The sequence below is a fragment of the Segatella paludivivens DSM 17968 = JCM 13650 genome (assembly GCF_000373185.1).
Taxonomy (GTDB): Bacteria; Bacteroidota; Bacteroidia; order Bacteroidales; family Bacteroidaceae; genus Prevotella; species Prevotella paludivivens.
Genome location: NZ_KB890685.1, coordinates 1 through 16,469, shown reverse-complemented (window position 1 = coordinate 16,469; position 16,469 = coordinate 1). Strand labels below are relative to the sequence as shown.

The 16,469-nt window shown below is 39.0% G+C and carries 13 protein-coding genes; 3 read left to right on the top strand and 10 right to left on the bottom strand.

What is annotated here, in order from left to right:
• Positions 1 to 62 precede the first annotated feature (62 nt).
• Positions 63 to 1,109: a 3-dehydroquinate synthase gene (gene aroB, locus B045_RS0112945; protein WP_018464690.1), complete on the top strand. Its 1,047-nt coding sequence runs from the start codon at positions 63 to 65 to the stop codon at positions 1,107 to 1,109.
• Here aroB and B045_RS0112940 read toward each other — a convergent pair.
• The 7 genes from B045_RS0112940 to B045_RS0112910 form a co-directional block, all read right to left on the bottom strand.
• Positions 1,086 to 2,060 (bottom strand): AMP-binding protein, encoded by a 975-nt coding sequence (locus B045_RS0112940; protein WP_018464689.1) that lies wholly within the window; start codon positions 2,058 to 2,060, stop codon positions 1,086 to 1,088. The genes aroB and B045_RS0112940 overlap by 24 nt on opposite strands.
• Positions 2,057 to 3,088 (bottom strand): o-succinylbenzoate synthase, encoded by a 1,032-nt coding sequence (locus tag B045_RS0112935; protein ID WP_018464688.1) that lies wholly within the window; start codon positions 3,086 to 3,088, stop codon positions 2,057 to 2,059. Before B045_RS0112935 ends, B045_RS0112940 begins: the two co-directional genes overlap by 4 nt.
• 50 nt (positions 3,089 to 3,138) lie before the next feature.
• Entirely contained in the window at positions 3,139 to 3,963 is an 825-nt protein-coding gene (menB, locus tag B045_RS0112930; RefSeq protein ID WP_018464687.1) for a 1,4-dihydroxy-2-naphthoyl-CoA synthase, read from the bottom strand.
• A complete protein-coding gene (gene menD, locus B045_RS0112925) occupies positions 3,960 to 5,600 on the bottom strand; it encodes a 2-succinyl-5-enolpyruvyl-6-hydroxy-3-cyclohexene-1-carboxylic-acid synthase (protein WP_018464686.1) in 1,641 nt (546 codons plus the stop codon). The genes menB and menD overlap by 4 nt, the downstream gene beginning before the upstream one ends.
• Positions 5,587 to 6,591 (bottom strand): chorismate-binding protein, encoded by a 1,005-nt coding sequence (locus tag B045_RS0112920; protein ID WP_018464685.1) that lies wholly within the window; start codon positions 6,589 to 6,591, stop codon positions 5,587 to 5,589. Before B045_RS0112920 ends, menD begins: the two co-directional genes overlap by 14 nt.
• The gene (locus B045_RS0112915; RefSeq protein WP_018464684.1) at positions 6,584 to 7,015 is read right to left on the bottom strand and encodes a PaaI family thioesterase; all 432 of its coding nucleotides are present in this window, start codon (positions 7,013 to 7,015) and stop codon (positions 6,584 to 6,586) included. Before B045_RS0112915 ends, B045_RS0112920 begins: the two co-directional genes overlap by 8 nt.
• Positions 7,016 to 7,321: 306 nt before the next feature.
• Positions 7,322 to 9,394, bottom strand: a complete 2,073-nt coding sequence (locus B045_RS0112910; RefSeq protein WP_018464683.1) for an outer membrane beta-barrel protein — start codon at positions 9,392 to 9,394, stop codon at positions 7,322 to 7,324.
• A 146-nt stretch (positions 9,395 to 9,540) separates the two neighbouring features.
• Here B045_RS0112910 and B045_RS0112905 point away from each other — a divergent pair, with 146 nt between their 5' ends.
• Positions 9,541 to 10,995, top strand: coding sequence for a sensor histidine kinase (locus tag B045_RS0112905; RefSeq protein WP_018464682.1), 1,455 nt, complete (start codon positions 9,541 to 9,543; stop codon positions 10,993 to 10,995).
• Positions 10,988 to 11,686 (top strand): response regulator transcription factor, encoded by a 699-nt coding sequence (locus tag B045_RS0112900; protein WP_018464681.1) that lies wholly within the window; start codon positions 10,988 to 10,990, stop codon positions 11,684 to 11,686. The genes B045_RS0112905 and B045_RS0112900 overlap by 8 nt, the downstream gene beginning before the upstream one ends.
• A 700-nt stretch (positions 11,687 to 12,386) precedes the next feature.
• Here B045_RS0112900 and B045_RS0112895 read toward each other — a convergent pair.
• The 3 genes from B045_RS0112895 to B045_RS0112880 all read right to left on the bottom strand — a co-directional run bounded on the left by B045_RS0112895 (position 12,387) and on the right by B045_RS0112880 (position 16,438).
• Complete coding sequence (locus B045_RS0112895; protein ID WP_238312072.1) at positions 12,387 to 14,216, bottom strand: DUF4906 domain-containing protein; 1,830 nt, start codon at positions 14,214 to 14,216, stop codon at positions 12,387 to 12,389.
• Between the two features lie 56 nt (positions 14,217 to 14,272).
• Positions 14,273 to 15,001: a FimB/Mfa2 family fimbrial subunit gene (locus tag B045_RS15890; protein WP_373277745.1), complete on the bottom strand. Its 729-nt coding sequence runs from the start codon at positions 14,999 to 15,001 to the stop codon at positions 14,273 to 14,275.
• Positions 15,002 to 15,253: 252 nt separating this feature from the next.
• Entirely contained in the window at positions 15,254 to 16,438 is a 1,185-nt protein-coding gene (locus B045_RS0112880) for a fimbrial protein (RefSeq protein ID WP_240470576.1), read from the bottom strand.
• Between the last annotated feature and the right edge of the window lie 31 nt (positions 16,439 to 16,469).

The following is a 16,469-nucleotide window of genomic DNA, read 5'->3' as shown; positions in this document are numbered from 1 at the left end:
AATTTTGATATTAAACCAAAATGATATATTTTTGCATAGGAAACTTACGTTATAACGTTTATATGGAACAGAGAATAATAATATCCAAAAATATTGGAGAGGAACTAGCTAAGGCTATTTCTGAATGTGAGCATGATAAACTTTTTGTACTTACTGATGAAACTACGCATGAAAAATGCTGGCCCACCATTGGCAAACTTATAAGAATGAAGAATGCCAAAGTCATCACGATAAAGGCTACTGACTCACATAAGGACATTGATTCTCTCGCCCAAGTATGGCATGAACTGGGCGAAGGAGGTGCAACTAGACATTCATGTATGATTAATCTAGGTGGTGGCATGGTTACAGACCTTGGCGGTTTTGCAGCCTCTACATTTAAAAGAGGTATAGATTTCATTAATATCCCTACTACCCTTCTCGCTATGGTTGATGCTTCTGTAGGTGGAAAGACTGGCATTAACTTTAATGGATTAAAAAATGAGGTTGGAGTATTCAACGATAGTAAGTTTGTTATCCTCGACACAGAGTTTCTAAAGACTCTTGACTGTGAGAATATTCTTTCAGGATATGCCGAAATGCTTAAACACGGTCTTATATCAAACGATAAGATGTGGGCACAGTTGGTTAATTTTGAAATCAGCAATCCTGATTTTTCAGTTTTACAGGATATGGTTGCCGACTCAGTAGAGGTGAAAAAGAATATAGTTAAAAAAGATCCTTATGAAAATGGCATAAGAAAAGCTTTGAATTTAGGGCACACTTTCGGACATGCTTTTGAAAGCTGGTCACTAAAGCGTAAACCTATACTTCATGGTTATGCGGTTGCATACGGACTTATATGCGAATTGTTTATGAGTAGCGTAAAGGCAGGATTCCCTACCGACAAGATGCGACAGACAGTTAATTTTATACGTGAGAACTATGGCACATTAGGAATAACGTGTGATGATTATGACGAACTTATAGAGCTGATGACTCACGATAAGAAAAACAAAGCTGGAATAATCAATTTCACACTACTTGAAAATGTAGGTAAGATAAAGATAAACCAAACTGCTACTATCGAGGAAATAAAAGACACTTTAGACTTCTTCCGCGAGGGATAATGCTTCAGCACGTGCTGGTTTACCAGTTTCAGTGAGAGGAATACTCTCGACATGAAGATAATCGTGAGGACACCAATATTTAGGTAATACTCGCTTACATATAGCTTTTACTTCGGCGATATTGTTGTTTTCTGTAATGAGGACCACAATCTCGCCGAATTTCTTATCACTACGTTTTGTTATCATAAAAGGCGACTCTATATAAGGTCTAAGAGCCCGCTCAACTTCTTCCATCTGAATTTTTATTCCACCACTACATATCACATTATCTTTCCTGCCCAATATTCTGAATTGTCCATTTTTAATTTCCACAATGTCATTGGTTACAAGTTTGCCATCATGCACCAAAGGGGCATCGATAACCAAACATCCAACTTCGTTTTGCGAAACTTTCACACGATCAAAAGGAGTATACCATTCTGAAGCATGATCACCATTCAACCTACGAAGAGCTATATGCGAAAGCGTTTCCGTCATACCATAAGTACTCCAAACATTATTTGGGAAACTGCGTAATGCCTCTGCCAGTTCATCATCTATAGCTCCCCCACCAATGATAAGATGAGTGAAACTACGTAATTTCTCTGCTTCAGCAGCAACATTCAATGAATTATAGACTTGCAAAGGAACCATTGCAGCTAAAGAAGGTTTATCAAAAGACAAAGATATATCCTTCAACGGATGACCGCTTGGAGTTACACTCACTAGATTAAGTTTGCGCTCAATGCTACGCACAACCAACATCTTTCCGGCGATATAATCTAAAGACATACACAAAAAAGCCATGTCACCAGAGCGTAAACCAAGAAAGTCACATGTGATTCTTGCCGAGTTCAACATACGTTTCTTATCCACATACATTGGTTTGGGCTTTCCTGTAGAGCCACTAGTATGAACAAGAATTGTATCAGAATCATTGTTCCATTCGGTCAAAAATTCATCCAGCGTCATTCTCTGTACCAAATTTTATCTCCATCTATCACCAATGGCATATCTATGTTATCCGTAAACAGTTGTCCTGTACCAAGTCCCTGTGGCATAGAAACAGAAGGACCGTAAGTCTTCGCACAATAATGAGCTATCGCATTCAGTCCTACATTACTTTCCAAAGCACTTGTTATCCAACTGCCGATACCTCGTTCTTTAGCCAGTTGAATCCATTCGTCACAACCATACATACCACCATGTAGACTTGGCTTGAGAATTATATACTGTGGACGTATAGAATCTAAAAGATATTCTTTCATACTCTTCACATTCACACCAATAAGTTCTTCATCCAAAGCTATTGGTAATGGAGTTTCTTTACACAAACGTGCCATTTCACTCCACTGATGTTGCTTAATCGGTTGTTCTATAGAATGAATATCATATTTTGCTAACGCCTCAAGACGTTCCATAGCGTTATCAGGAGAGAATCCACCATTTGCATCAACTCTCAACTCTATCGTATTCTTGTCAAAGGCCTCGCGAATATGCTTTATCAAATCAAGTTCCTTATCAAAATTGATTGCACCAATTTTTAATTTAACGCAATGAAATCCAGCCTTTAACTTTGTTTCCAAACGTGAATACATTTCCTCAAATGTTCCCATCCAGACAAGTCCGTTAATAGTTATTCCTTCCTCTCCACGTCCGAAAGGGGTGTTATAAAGTCGTGTAGAACCGTTTGCTTCCAACTGTGCAAAAGCTGTTTCTAGTCCAAACAATATCGAAGGATAAGGACGAAGTATATCATAAGGTATATTGCCGGTCTGTTCTACCATCCGACATACATCACTTAGAATCTTGAAATATTCAGGAACGGCATCGCATGAAAGGTCCGGCAAAGTTGCACATTCTCCTACACCCTTTATGCCTGGACGGTCATCATCAGTTATCGTAAGATAATAACTTTTGCGCGTGGTATAAACACCACGCGAAGTACCAGCAGGTTGCTTAAAATGCAATGTTCGTTCTGAAATTTCAATATGTTTCATATTCTAAAAGACTCTAATCAATATAATACTATTGCGATATACTCTTTAAATCAAGGGAATTGAGGATATTTATCAAAGTCTGGCTTGCGCTTTTCAAGGAAAGCCTTTCCTCCCTCTTGAGCCTCATCCATCGTATAATACAACATCGTTGCATCGCCTGCTAATTCTTGTATACCAGCCTGACCGTCAAGTTCAGCATTCAATCCTGCTTTAATCATTCTCAAAGCAAGCGGACTGCGCTCCATCATAATCTCGCCCCATTCCACGCATGTATCTTCTAGCTGATCAAAAGGAACGACTTTGTTTACCATTCCCATTTCTTCAGCCTCCTTTGCAGAATACTGCTTACATAAGAACCAAATTTCACGAGCCTTCTTCTGTCCTACCATACGTGCAAGATAACTTGCGCCGAAACCAGCATCGAAACTTCCAACTTTAGGACCAGTCTGTCCGAAGATTGCATTCTCTGAGGCTATTGTAAGGTCGCACATCACATGAAGCACATGTCCTCCGCCAATCGCATAACCGTTTACCATAGCAATAACCGGCTTTGGCAAACGACGTATTTGCATCTGAACATCAAGTACGTTAAGACGTGGCACACCATCATTACCAACATATCCGCCTCGTCCCTTCACGTGCATATCGCCACCTGAACAGAATGCCTTATCACCAGCTCCTGTTAATATCACTACACGAACGTCAGTGCATTCACGACAATAATTAAATGCCAGGCTCATTTCCCATGTTGTCAATGGTGTGAAAGCATTGCGATAACGCTCTCTGTTTATCGTAATCTTTGCAATATGATTATATTCCTCGAAGAGGATTTCCTTGAAATCAAACCCTTCTATTTTTTTCCATTCTCTTGTCATATCTTTGTATAATATTCTTTTATCACATTCATATCATTTTCAGCATCAGTGAAAACTTCTAATACGGTTGGACTATCTGACTTCATATTAATGAATTTGTCAAGTCCAGCCTTTAGTTCCTCTGCATTTGATGCCACAATATAATTTATATGGTTTGCACTACATATTCCCGCTGCACTTGTATTATGCTTTGCCATTACAAGATTGTCACGTGCATTGCTATCTTTTAGTCCTTCAAACTTTCCGAATATCGCACCACCACGATTATTAAGCAGTAATATTTTAAAGTTTCCACCTATATTTCTATTCCATAGAGCATTCTGATCATAGAAGAAACTTAAATCACCAATCACGCAATATACATCTCTGTCACTAGCCAAAGAATATCCAGCAGCTGTAGAAAGAGAACCTTCGATACCGTTTATACCACGATTCACATGCATATAACCTTTTGAATAGATACACCCAAGACGTACTGACATACTATTGGCATAATGCCTTATAATATCATAATGTGAAATAGCTTCTTCGAAAGATTTAACTGCATACATTTGAGAGTATTCAGGAACGAACGAACGACATCTTTCCACAATATTCTTTGCCAAAGATGAATCATGCCAAAGATGATAATATGCCTCTGACTTATCAAATACTATATTATCAAGCAATTCAGAAACATTACCTTCTATCACGCCAACTGCATTCATCAATGTATCAGCAATCTTGCCGTCTTCACTTGCCATCCATACCTCGGCTGTATGTGCTGCCTTACGCAAAAACTTTTTAATAGACTTACTTACGATGCACTCACCAATATATAAAATAAAATCAGGAAGATAGCGTTCGTCATTCTCAACACATCTCACAATCTCATCCATATATAGCTGCTGCCCACCAGCACTTAGCGGTTCTATTAATACTACAGCGTTAGATTGCAAATAAGCTGATAATCTTTCATTTATAATCTTCTCTTTAGTTTGTCCTATAACGATCATCGGTCTGCTTGCATGCTTAAATCTATCAAGCATCAACGCTCTTGCTTTTGTTGTATCAACACTAGCCGATACAAATTCTATTTTTCTTTCAACCGGTAATTTTGTTTTAGTAAACTCATAAAGCGGTTCGGTAATTGGCACATTAATATGTACCGGACCACAAGCACCACATGAACATGAAATCAAAGCCTCATTAATCATGCGATTACAATACCATCTTTCTTCTTCATCATGAAATTCAGGGATATTTATAGACTTTTTTACAAAGCTGCTCAAAGCCCCATTTTGCGGTATTGTCTGTCCGTCGAGTTGATTAATCCATTGAGCAGGACGATCTGCCGAAACAACGATTAGTGGAATATGTTGATAAAACGCCTCTGCAACTGCGGGTAATAGATTAAGTAATGCTGTTCCTGATGTCACACACACAACGACAGGACTATCTGTAGCCTGTGCCATACCCAACGCATAAAAGCCAGCACTACGCTCATCAGTGACTGGATAACATTGTATATCCGGACATTCATTGAGGTTGTGTACTATCGGAGCATTTCTGCTACCTGGACAGACAATAGCTTTATTCACACCATGATTAACAAGGAGTGAAGTGAGAATATTTACGTTTTCCTTATCTGAGTACATCAAGCATTGTATTTAGTTTATATTCCGTCTCTAACCATTCATGTGCTTCATCACTGTCAGGAAGTAAACCTCCACCAGCATAAAGCCTGTAATGCTTTCCTTCTATCTGCATACAGCGTAATGAAACATAAAGATGTGTTGTTCCTAAATAATTCATCGGACCACAGAATCCACTATAATAATGACGTTGTCCGTGTTCGTTTGAAAGGATGAATGAACGTGCTGCCTCCTTCGGAATACCGCATACAGCAGGAGTTGGATGCAGTTCATCTATCAGTTTACCTACCTGTTTGTCATCACGCATAGAGAAATTGAAATCTGTACGCAAGTGATATAAATTTGCGGCTGTTGTTATATGTGGGTCAGACATCTCTATATCTGATGAAAACATATCTAGGCATGTTCTTATATAGTCAGAAACATATTTCTGTTCTTTTACATTCTTCTCACTCCAAGGTCCTGGAGTTTTCATTGTTCCAGCCAAAGCCATAGTATGCCATTTTGATGTATCAGAGCCTTTCTCTAACAACACTTCAGGGGTAGACATAAGCCACGTTCCACTTTCGGGAGTTGACACAAGAGAGACAAACTGGTGAGGATACATCTTGCACGCTTTCACAAATAGCGATATTGCCCGTTTCTCAATACTGCTATCTACAATGATTGTACGAGAAAGGACTAGTTTATCAAAACTACGATCAAGCAGATTAGAATGGAAACACTCAAAATCTTCTCTATACGCATCCCGATCAAAAGACACATCTAATTCAGTTTCCTCATCAACGCCTTGCGTGTCTTCGCACTTCATTACTTCTATTTTATCTGGAGAAATCAGCAATAAGCTATCATTATCCAGGCAGAAAGGGGCAAATACAAAACCACTTTTATTTTCCAGTTCAGCATACGAAGAAAGACGCTTCGGCATAGAATCCGAAGAAATCTTCACACAGGTATCTGTGTCAGGCAAACGATAAATTGCAAAACTAATCATTCTTATTTTTCGGCGCAGTAGATCTCATTATATAATTAGTGACATGAACTGTAGAAATCAAGTTTCCATCACTGTTTTTTATGTCTATTTGCCATTCATGCAAAGTATTACCCTTGAATTGCAGTTTACCATAAGCAGTTACTGTATCGCCTTCAAGTACAGCACGAACATGATTTCCACTTACATTAATTCCTACACATATTTTTCCAGGACATAAAGCCAAACTACCAACGCCTGCCAAGTTCTCTGCCAATGCTAGAGAAGCACCTCCACTAAGAAAGCCAAATGGTTGACGATTACGTTCATCAACCTTCATTTTAGCCATACAAGTATCTGGCTCTGGAGTAGAAATAAATTCCATACCGAGGGTGTTAGACAACCCATCATCTTTTAGCAATATTTCTTTTTGTTTTTCTACATTCATAATGTTATCTTTTTCCTTATTGTAAAGATGCTGCAAACGATAGCAGAACAATCAAGTTTATCTGAATGTGATGCCTATTGCAGCTGTATCATATGCAAAGATATAAATAAAATGTGGAACAACCTAAATATTTACTCAGAGATTATATTGTAATTTGCCTGACTATAACCATTAATTATATTCATGTAAGAAAAAGTTTCTTTGAACAAAATTACTTAAGTTAATTTAGTCTTAATCTAGTTTTAATATATCTATCCTTAACAAAATGAGCCACTTACTTTGATAATAAGTGACTCATTTAGATTATTACTGTTTAAATCTTGATGTATCAACGGTATGATTTGTTTTCTCTTTATACCCTCCAAATTTATACGTAAAAGAAACGCCAAATTCACGATAACAAGAGAAATCCATGCTAAGATTTTGTCGATCGTAATTGATACGTGGATTGATGACCGAAGTCTGGAAAATGTCATTGCAGAACACGCGAACGATGGCATGTTTTTTCATGAATAACCATCTAGCACTAAGATTTACATCACCAGAAGCAGGCAAATCATAAGTAGCCTGAATAGCTTTAGAACGAATCATACCATCAACAGACAAAGTTATATCTGGGCTTGTAGAAAGTGTGATATTGTTGTTGAGATTTGCCATAACATAAAAGATATGACGGTCAAAACTAATATCATAAAAATGATCATCTTTCTCACGCTGCCATACACCCATCAATGTAAATCTACTATCTAGCAATTGTGATACTTTAAAAGGAACAATAGCCTGTAAACCACCTTGTTCCTGGAAATTAAAGTTTTGCGACTGATAACTGATTGCTAATCGATCATGACGCTGATAAGGTGACTGCACAAAATAATTGTTGGTGTAGTTAAACCATCCTATTAATTGATATTTACTTTTCATGACATATACTGTCTGAAACTGATACTCATCAGCAGGTTTCAAATTAGGATTACCTGTAATTTCATTATATCCGCCATTGCTGAAAGTTGTAAAGTTTGTCATAGCCCAATATTCTGGATAGGTACGGTCGTAGCTCAGCCCAACCTGTAACACATGCCCCTGCTTTGGCATATAAGTAATATTAAAGGTAGGAAAGAAATCCCAATGATGCCAATTGGGAGAATGATAGTACTCTGCAGCAACAGATGCCTCTGTAGTCAACTTACTTCCGAAACTTTTATCAAAACCTGCATAGAGATTTACGTCGTTTTCTGACTGGTGAGTATAGCTATTTGTTGGCTCTTCACCTGTTGTTGAATTGGCATCGATATAATGTTGCGAACTATTATTAATACTAGTGGTATAAACTACGCCATAATTAAGATTCCATTCATTGCCTAAATGATGTTCTTGTGAAAGAAAGAACTTCCATCTATTTACTTTCTGATTATTATCAACATTATAAGAAAGTTTTCCTGTAGGCAGACTGCTGTTTAGAAATTGAGTCTCAGGATTATGATAATATGTCATTTCTGCTCCAACCTTCATACCAAAGGGAGCTTTATAGTCCATTCGTAGATTGTGAAGCCAGTTATGACTAATTATGTCTGTCTGACCGAATATGTTACCTGACATATCCTGAGAGCCATGTTTGTGATTATATGCACCATTATAGATGAAGCTAAGTACATTATTATCTGCAAAACGATAATCCAGCCCAAAACGGAACTTATCGCCATATTCTGTGTCTCGTGAGATCTCATTTGAAATAATATCATGTACCGAACCGTTGTCAAGACTATGATGACTGGCCTCGTCTGTCCATGAATAATCCCTGCCGTGACTATGCAGATACATTCCATCAATAGACAGTTTTCCTTTGCTATACAACAAAGAGGCTCGTTCGCCGAATCTGGCATCATGCTTTTGATTCAATGCCATATTAACTTCTCCTTGCAGCGGAGCATTTCCATCAGTATGATGCTTAAGTTCAATATTGATTACAGCGCCACGTAACTGCATTTTTGCCGGTGCATTATACATTACTTCGGCTTTAGCGATACTATTCGCAGGAAGACTCCTCAAAAGAGAATACAATTCTGTTGAATTCATCATAGTAACCTTTCCATCTAATATGACTGTTGTAGGCAACCCTCCTAGTGTTATTTTGTCGTTTTGCTCAATAACACCTGGAAGCTCTTTAACAGCATCATATATATTATCAACAGACTTCTTTTCTATCAACCTTGGCAAATCGTATATAATAGAACTGCCCTTAACCTTAGCAATAGGTCGTTCCCCCTTAATAACTACGTCAGGCAATTGGTGCATAATACTATCCATACGTAACGAATCAACAGACTGTGCATTGGCTGTTAATGCCATTGATAAGACTGTTAATAATAAAGCATTTCTCATAATCTTTTAAATTTGTATTTAATGCTGCAAAGTTACAGTGATTAAATATGCAATCAAAGAATTTAGGCTTATCTAGTCTTAAAAGAAAAGTTATTTAGTCTTATCACTTTAACCTTACTATACTAAAAATGTTTATCTTTGCAATCATGAAACTATCATTGAAACATATCGTAATTTTGGTTATTGTTGCCTTAACAATAATATTTGCTTATCAGGCTTATTGGCTTACGGGACTTTATACCACGATGCAAAGTAAGATAAAAAGTGACATCAAAGAGGTCGTCAGACTATCTGATTATGACGAAGTGTTCCATCGTATAGCAATATTGCGCAAAGAGAAGAAACGAAAACATGGACGCATGGACATTAATGTGGAAATAAACGCTAATGATCATTCTGCAACAGTAAAAAATCAATCACACCTGAAAGATCATACTGAAGAGAGCAAATATGCAACTAGCACAGAAATTCCTGATATTGATTTTTCCAGTATGTTACGTAATCCTAAGGGCATATTACAGTTTGAAGTTTATATGCAACAGGGCATCCATTCAGGGCTTGACCTCATGAAAAATATAAATGTAGGATACTTTAATAAATTATTGAACAGACGACTTGACTCTCTTGGTATTAATAGCCCACACCGGTTATTATATATTCACTATTATAAGAAAGATGGAGAAAAAAAGTTTCAGGAAAAGACGATTGCCTCTTTTGGCGAATCAAACTATAAATACACAGACACTTTAAAATTATCTATAAACCCAGAGCATACTTATTCATATGTATTATTACTACCACCAACCACAACTGTGGCTCTACGCCAGATGAGTGGAATATTGGTAACGTCACTCATCATCCTTATTATTTTGATATTCGTTTTTTATTATCTGATACATACGATCATGAAACAAAAGACTCTTGATGAGATGAAAAGCGACTTTACAAATAATATGACTCATGAACTCAAGACTCCCATAGCTGTAGCTTATGCAGCAAATGATGTTCTGCTCAACTTTAATGGCACCAATGATACAGAGAAAACCAAAAAGTATCTTTCTATCACCCAAGAGCAATTAAAACGACTTTCCAATCTAGTAGAGCAGATTCTATCAATGAGTATGGAAAGACGAAAAACCATGAGTTTAAAGATTGAGGAAGTAAATATCATGTCTGTTGTTCGTTATATTGTTGCACAGCAAAAACTGAAGGCGGATAAGCCTGTAGATATAACTACTAATATTAAAGATGACTTAACCATAAAAGTTGATCGGTCTCATTTTTCAAATATAATTAGTAATCTATTAGATAATGCAATAAAATATTCAAAAGAGGAAGCTATTATTAAGATAACAGCTAATCAATATGACGATTTTATAGAGATAGACATTACTGATCATGGTATTGGTATAGAACAAAACAATCTGAAATATATATTTGATAAATTCTATAGGGTACCTCATGGAAATATCCAAAACGTTAAGGGTTATGGACTTGGACTCTACTACGTAAAGGGCATCATGGACAAATTTCATGGTTCAATTGAAGTTGAAAGCGAGCCTTCTAAATTTACGACATTTAAACTAAGATTCTATGAATAACTTAAGAGTATTATTGGTTGAAGATGAGACGACCTTGGCAATGATTATCAAGGATACGCTAGATGCACAAGGCTTTGAAATCACATTAGCAGCAGATGGAGAAGAAGGACTAAAACTATTTAAGGAATCAAAACCCGATGTAGTTGTTGCTGATGTTATGATGCCAAAGATTGATGGTTTCGAAATGGTACGTAGAATACGTAAAACAGAAAAAATAACACCCGTTTTGTTCCTTACGGCTCGCTCTGCGATAAATGATGTTGTTAAAGGTTTTGAATTGGGGGCAAATGATTATCTAAAAAAGCCTTTTGGCATGCAGGAACTGATAGTACGAATTAAGGCTCTTGCTAAACTTACAAGTCTTTATCAAACTATTAATCATTCTACAGATCTGAATAAAGAGATAACCATTGGACAATATCAGTTGAATACAAAGACAGAAAAGCTAATATATGATAACTGTTCCGAGGAATTGTCTCATCGAGAAACAGAAATCCTACGTATGTTGGCGGAAAATAAAGACACTGTTGTTGAGACTAAAGATATTCTTCTTCAGCTGTGGGGGGATGACAGTTTTTTTAATACCCGTAGTCTTCAGGTTTTTATAACCAAACTTCGTCACAAGTTATCTAAAGATAATAATATCAGAATTATTAATGTAAGAGGTGTGGGCTATAAATTAATCTTTTAATAGACAGTCCTCTTTACAACACTTCGTTAAATAAATAACTATGTTGTCATCAATAAAAGATATCAACAACACCTTTTCTGTATTAAGTCACTATAACCATTAGCTACAATAAGCTTTATAAAACATCTATAGGTAGTTAGACTCCTATTAATTAAAGAAAAGGCCCCTCCCCTCACGGGGAAAGGCTTTCGAAAGACACACACGCTTGTGTGAATTCCTCAGATCAATTTGTCATTAATCCGGGGAAAGATAGAATAAAGTATTCTATCTAATTATAGTGATAATTATTAGACGCCTTCGGTTCTCACGAATCTTTTTTCTTCATGATGCAGCGATTGCTGCATCATTGACAGGCATCCGAATTGAGTTATATACTTTTTATACCATGCTATTAAGCATCCTTATTATATTTAATTAGAAGTTCAAACATCATGCTTGTTTCATAACGACTGTTTGCTCTATAGATTAGAGACAATAGTTCCAGATTGATATTCACCATTTTCTCCTACCGTATAGCGGTAGAAACGAAGGTAACATTTAGCTTTTTCTATTGTCAAGCTCAGCAACGTCATTGTATCACGTTAGATCGGTAAGTCATGAGATAATACCATAGAGGGTTTATATTTTTAGGGGGTCTACCACCACAGGCGGTTTTTAAGATGCGGTATACACATAATATATATTTAAAATAGATAAATCGTTAAAAAGCGAGGACAGAACGAAGGTAGCCATTGGTTATCATCTTATCATAGCCTTCCCAATAGATGATCTCTGCGGTGAAGTGAGGCCTCTCTGCGCTGCTACTACTATTCTCTGAGGAAGTCCAAAAATAATAGGCACCACTACTTGGAACTATCACATCTCCACCTGCTGCGCTTAATTTTGAATTTAAGGTACTAAAGTATGTACCATTAAGACTTTCTAGTATATGATTTCCAACAGATGCAAGACTACTACTACGCAGACTTATGATTGTTGTTTTTTGTGCAGCTGTCCAAGTGCCTAAATTCTCCATAATATCCCACCAGTCCCCAGCACTGGGAAGATACCAGACGCCGACATTATTGGGAGCATTGACAAAGCTCTTTGAAGGAATGCCGTCATTATAGTTCTTACAGTAATACCAAGCATAATTACTACTGGTACCAACATAGCTTCTGCTAGCACTCATGGCATCATATCCACTACTTACATCCCCATAACTTGTCTTGAAATCTGTCGTATAAGGATGACCTGTACTGCTATGATTTATATAAGGAGAATTGTAGTTACTACTCCAGTAATTAGAATTTCCACCATTTGCATTTTTAAGCGCCATAACCCTTCCATGACGGCAACCTGCATTGTACTGTGTCTGAGTCAGTTCACTTGAATAGATGATACCTACCGTCTGACCAGACTTGAACGTAGTTCCATTTGTCCCGTCGTTATAAAGATAGTTACCCACAGTTGCATCACCCATATACATATTACTTCTGTTGCTTATTACTTGATAGACTACCCTTGTATCTCCATCGCCTCCACTTGGACCAAGGGTGATTATGCAATTGTAATTCAAATTGCGATAAACATTGAAGTTGGTAAGGTCTGTTGCTGGAGTAGTAGCATTAGTCATTCCTCCCAGATAAACTCTATACGTTGAACTCCAGCCGTTACCCTTGGCATTGATCAGAAGATAACTTGCACTGGCTGAACTTGACACAGGAGCATTGCTGCTGTTACGAAGTGCTTCGCTAGTAGCATTGATGTTACTTCCGCATAAATTCTCGTAGATATAGTAAGTCTTTGAAAAAGAAGCAGTATTGGTTAAACCGCTCACAGCGGCAAAGCTTCCATAGCTACCAGAACCTGCAGGAGGACCTACTACGGTAGAGGCTAATGTGGGAACATGACTGTCAGTGATATAGCTGCTCAAAGGAACATTACATAGCTGATACCCCGTAACGGTTACTCCACTGCCTGGATTGATGTTGAAGGTAAACTTGCCGCATTGGTGATATAAAGAAATTGAGAACTGGTTCGCTCCACCTGTTGTGATATCGGCAAATGCCTTACCTATCATCAGAGCACCTGTACTGCCAGCTGTGCTGCCATTGCTTTCCAGCGCATCGGCACTGGCTATGGTAGTGTACATGGTATTCAGCTTTGCGATTGTATTCACACCCGCAAAATAGCTTGATGAACCTGTATTGGCAATGGCGTAGATCGTGCATCCTGTAGCTGAGCGTGTGGTTACAGGCACAGAAACTGTGCCCGCTGATACAGAAGACAGATATTGGCTACCAATCAATGAATTATTGGAATCAAAGATCAACACTGTGATATCGCTCACGATATTCTCATTGACTGAAGTGATGGCACGCGTCTGGTTGCCGTCACTGATGCAGAAACTAAGCTTAACCATCGTTTTGTCTCCGCTATTCTGTGAAGTCGACGTAATATCCTCGCCTGCACAGGATGAAAGGAAAAGACACAGAGACAGTAGCAGTACTGGAACTGAAAGGGAATATAGAGTGTGATATTTGTTCATTATGTTTCTTAGCTTAACTGTGAGGTATGTATTGGATTACAAAACCACTTTATGATCTAGTAGAAGATGGTGCCATTGCTTACATCGCTCCAAGGCATCACATGAATATTAACACCCATCTTACCAACATCTACAACGATTGCCTTGTCATCTTCAGGAGAAAGGGTTATCGGGGTTCCTGATGAGTCCGTGGTGCTTTTGAATATCGGATTGTCGTTTTTGTAAAGGGTGAAAGTCACGTTCTCTCCATTAGCCGTGGGAAGGGCATTGATGATATCCGTAGAGAACACACCATTACTGTTGAAGCCCCCATGTGGCTCATAGACCACGCTGTCGCCCTTGATACTGCCGTCGAAGGCAAGGGCACTGCGGAAGCCTTGAAGCTTTACGGTGTAGTTGCCTGCACCCATCTGACTGAGAAGGTTACGAATCACGATATGGATGCGCACATTCTTATTCGTCATCGTGAGGGTGGCAAAGCTGGAGTCACGCAGTGCATCACCGGGCGTATAGCTGAAGTCGCCATAGCAGATATAGCTCATCGGAGTGATCTCGGTGATGGCATCAGCTGCTCTTGTAGCAGAGCGGGAGTCACCGAGACGGCGAAGCCTTGCGCAGACGCTGCCAAGAGAATCGCCCAAAACGGGAGGAACGAGCTGAACGCTGTCGCCACTGCCTAAACCCACTGCAACAAGACGCATCGTCTTGCGGTTGTCGAAGCAGAGATAGTAACGACCGTCCGGCTCCCTGGATACCTCATGGGAGTAGCGACCACCGATGAACATATAGGCATGTACGCTACCTGCCACAGAATCAGGCAGTACNTCGCCTGTCCTCGTGGTAAGGCGAACGCCGACATTGTACTGCACGCGAAGGCTCTCGTCGTCGTTGATGCAGCTACTAATAAGGGGCGGAAGCATAGCCAGAAGGATGCAGGTGATAAGTATTTGCCTAATTTTCATTGGACCTTAGTTTTATTGTTATTACTATTGTTCTTATTACAGTTGTTCTTACTACTGTAATTCTTATTTACCGTTTTAATTGAACACGTTGCTCTGATTGGCAGATGTGAAATCCTTCACTGTGATATTAGCCGTTGCAGTCTGAGGATCGATAGCTACTGTAGGGCTTGATGAACCCTTGCCCTGAATTGTCACATCTATGATATAGTTCTTGTTTGGATAGATCTGCTTTGCAACTGTACCGCCGTCAGGAATGGTGCTACCTGTTGAATTGTAGTTGATGTTAACAGGATAGTAGACCTGAACTTTATTAGCACCTGTGCCGTCAGGATCGAAATCACCTCTGATGACAAGGCGGGTTGAGTTAGCAGCACTGCTAGGCATCGTATAAAGGTAGAGAATGTTGGCCACTGACGGTGACACTGTTCCCCAGTTATAAGTGCTACCTGTAGTCACGCCGCTCAGTGTAGCATTCACAGGAGTGAAGCCTATGGGTGAAGCTGTGCCAAGATAAGACTTGAGGTTTGAAGAAACTCCAGCTTCTCCCTGCTGAAGGGTTCCGGCGGTGGCAAAGGTTGAGTAGCTTGTCATTGTGTTTGCTGGATAGAAATCAAGTTTATCAGGAACGTTTGACAGGAAAACAGCAGTAGGCGTGAACTTTGCAGCCGAATAGGCACCCGTAGCAAGGAAGTTCACGTTCAGGGTTCTAAGAGTAATCTTTGATACCATGTGGTAGACGTCTACAATAGATGTAAAGGTCGGTGATGATCCCGCAACAACACCTGTACCGAACATTGGAAGATTGCTGCTGGCAACTGTTGTGGCAGAGCCATTACTGCTTGCAAGGGCGTCGTCGATGGCGAGCGTCTTGTTCTCAAAGTCAGTAACAGTCTTGGCACCTGTAAAAGTTCCAGCCTTGGCATTTACAGCCACAAGGACCTGATCACCTGCCACAAGCTGACTGGTCGTAATGGAAGGATTGGCGGCATTGGTGGTTACCTCCTGGATTGTCTTTACATTATTATCACTGCCAAAGATACCGATGGTCACGATATTGATGGTGTTCTCTGCTGTCGTACCCGGATCGGTGTAGACGGCGGCACGGGTACCGGCAGCCTTTAAGTTCAGGGTTAAGGTCTGAGGACCCGTTGAAGGCTTCTCTGTTGTAGGAAGCTCCTCACTTGAACATGAGGACATTAGGCACAGCACTGACAATGCAGGCACTGCAAGGCAGGCGGTCATGATGGTTTTAATTCTCATAATCTTATTTCTTTTTAATTATTAATACTAT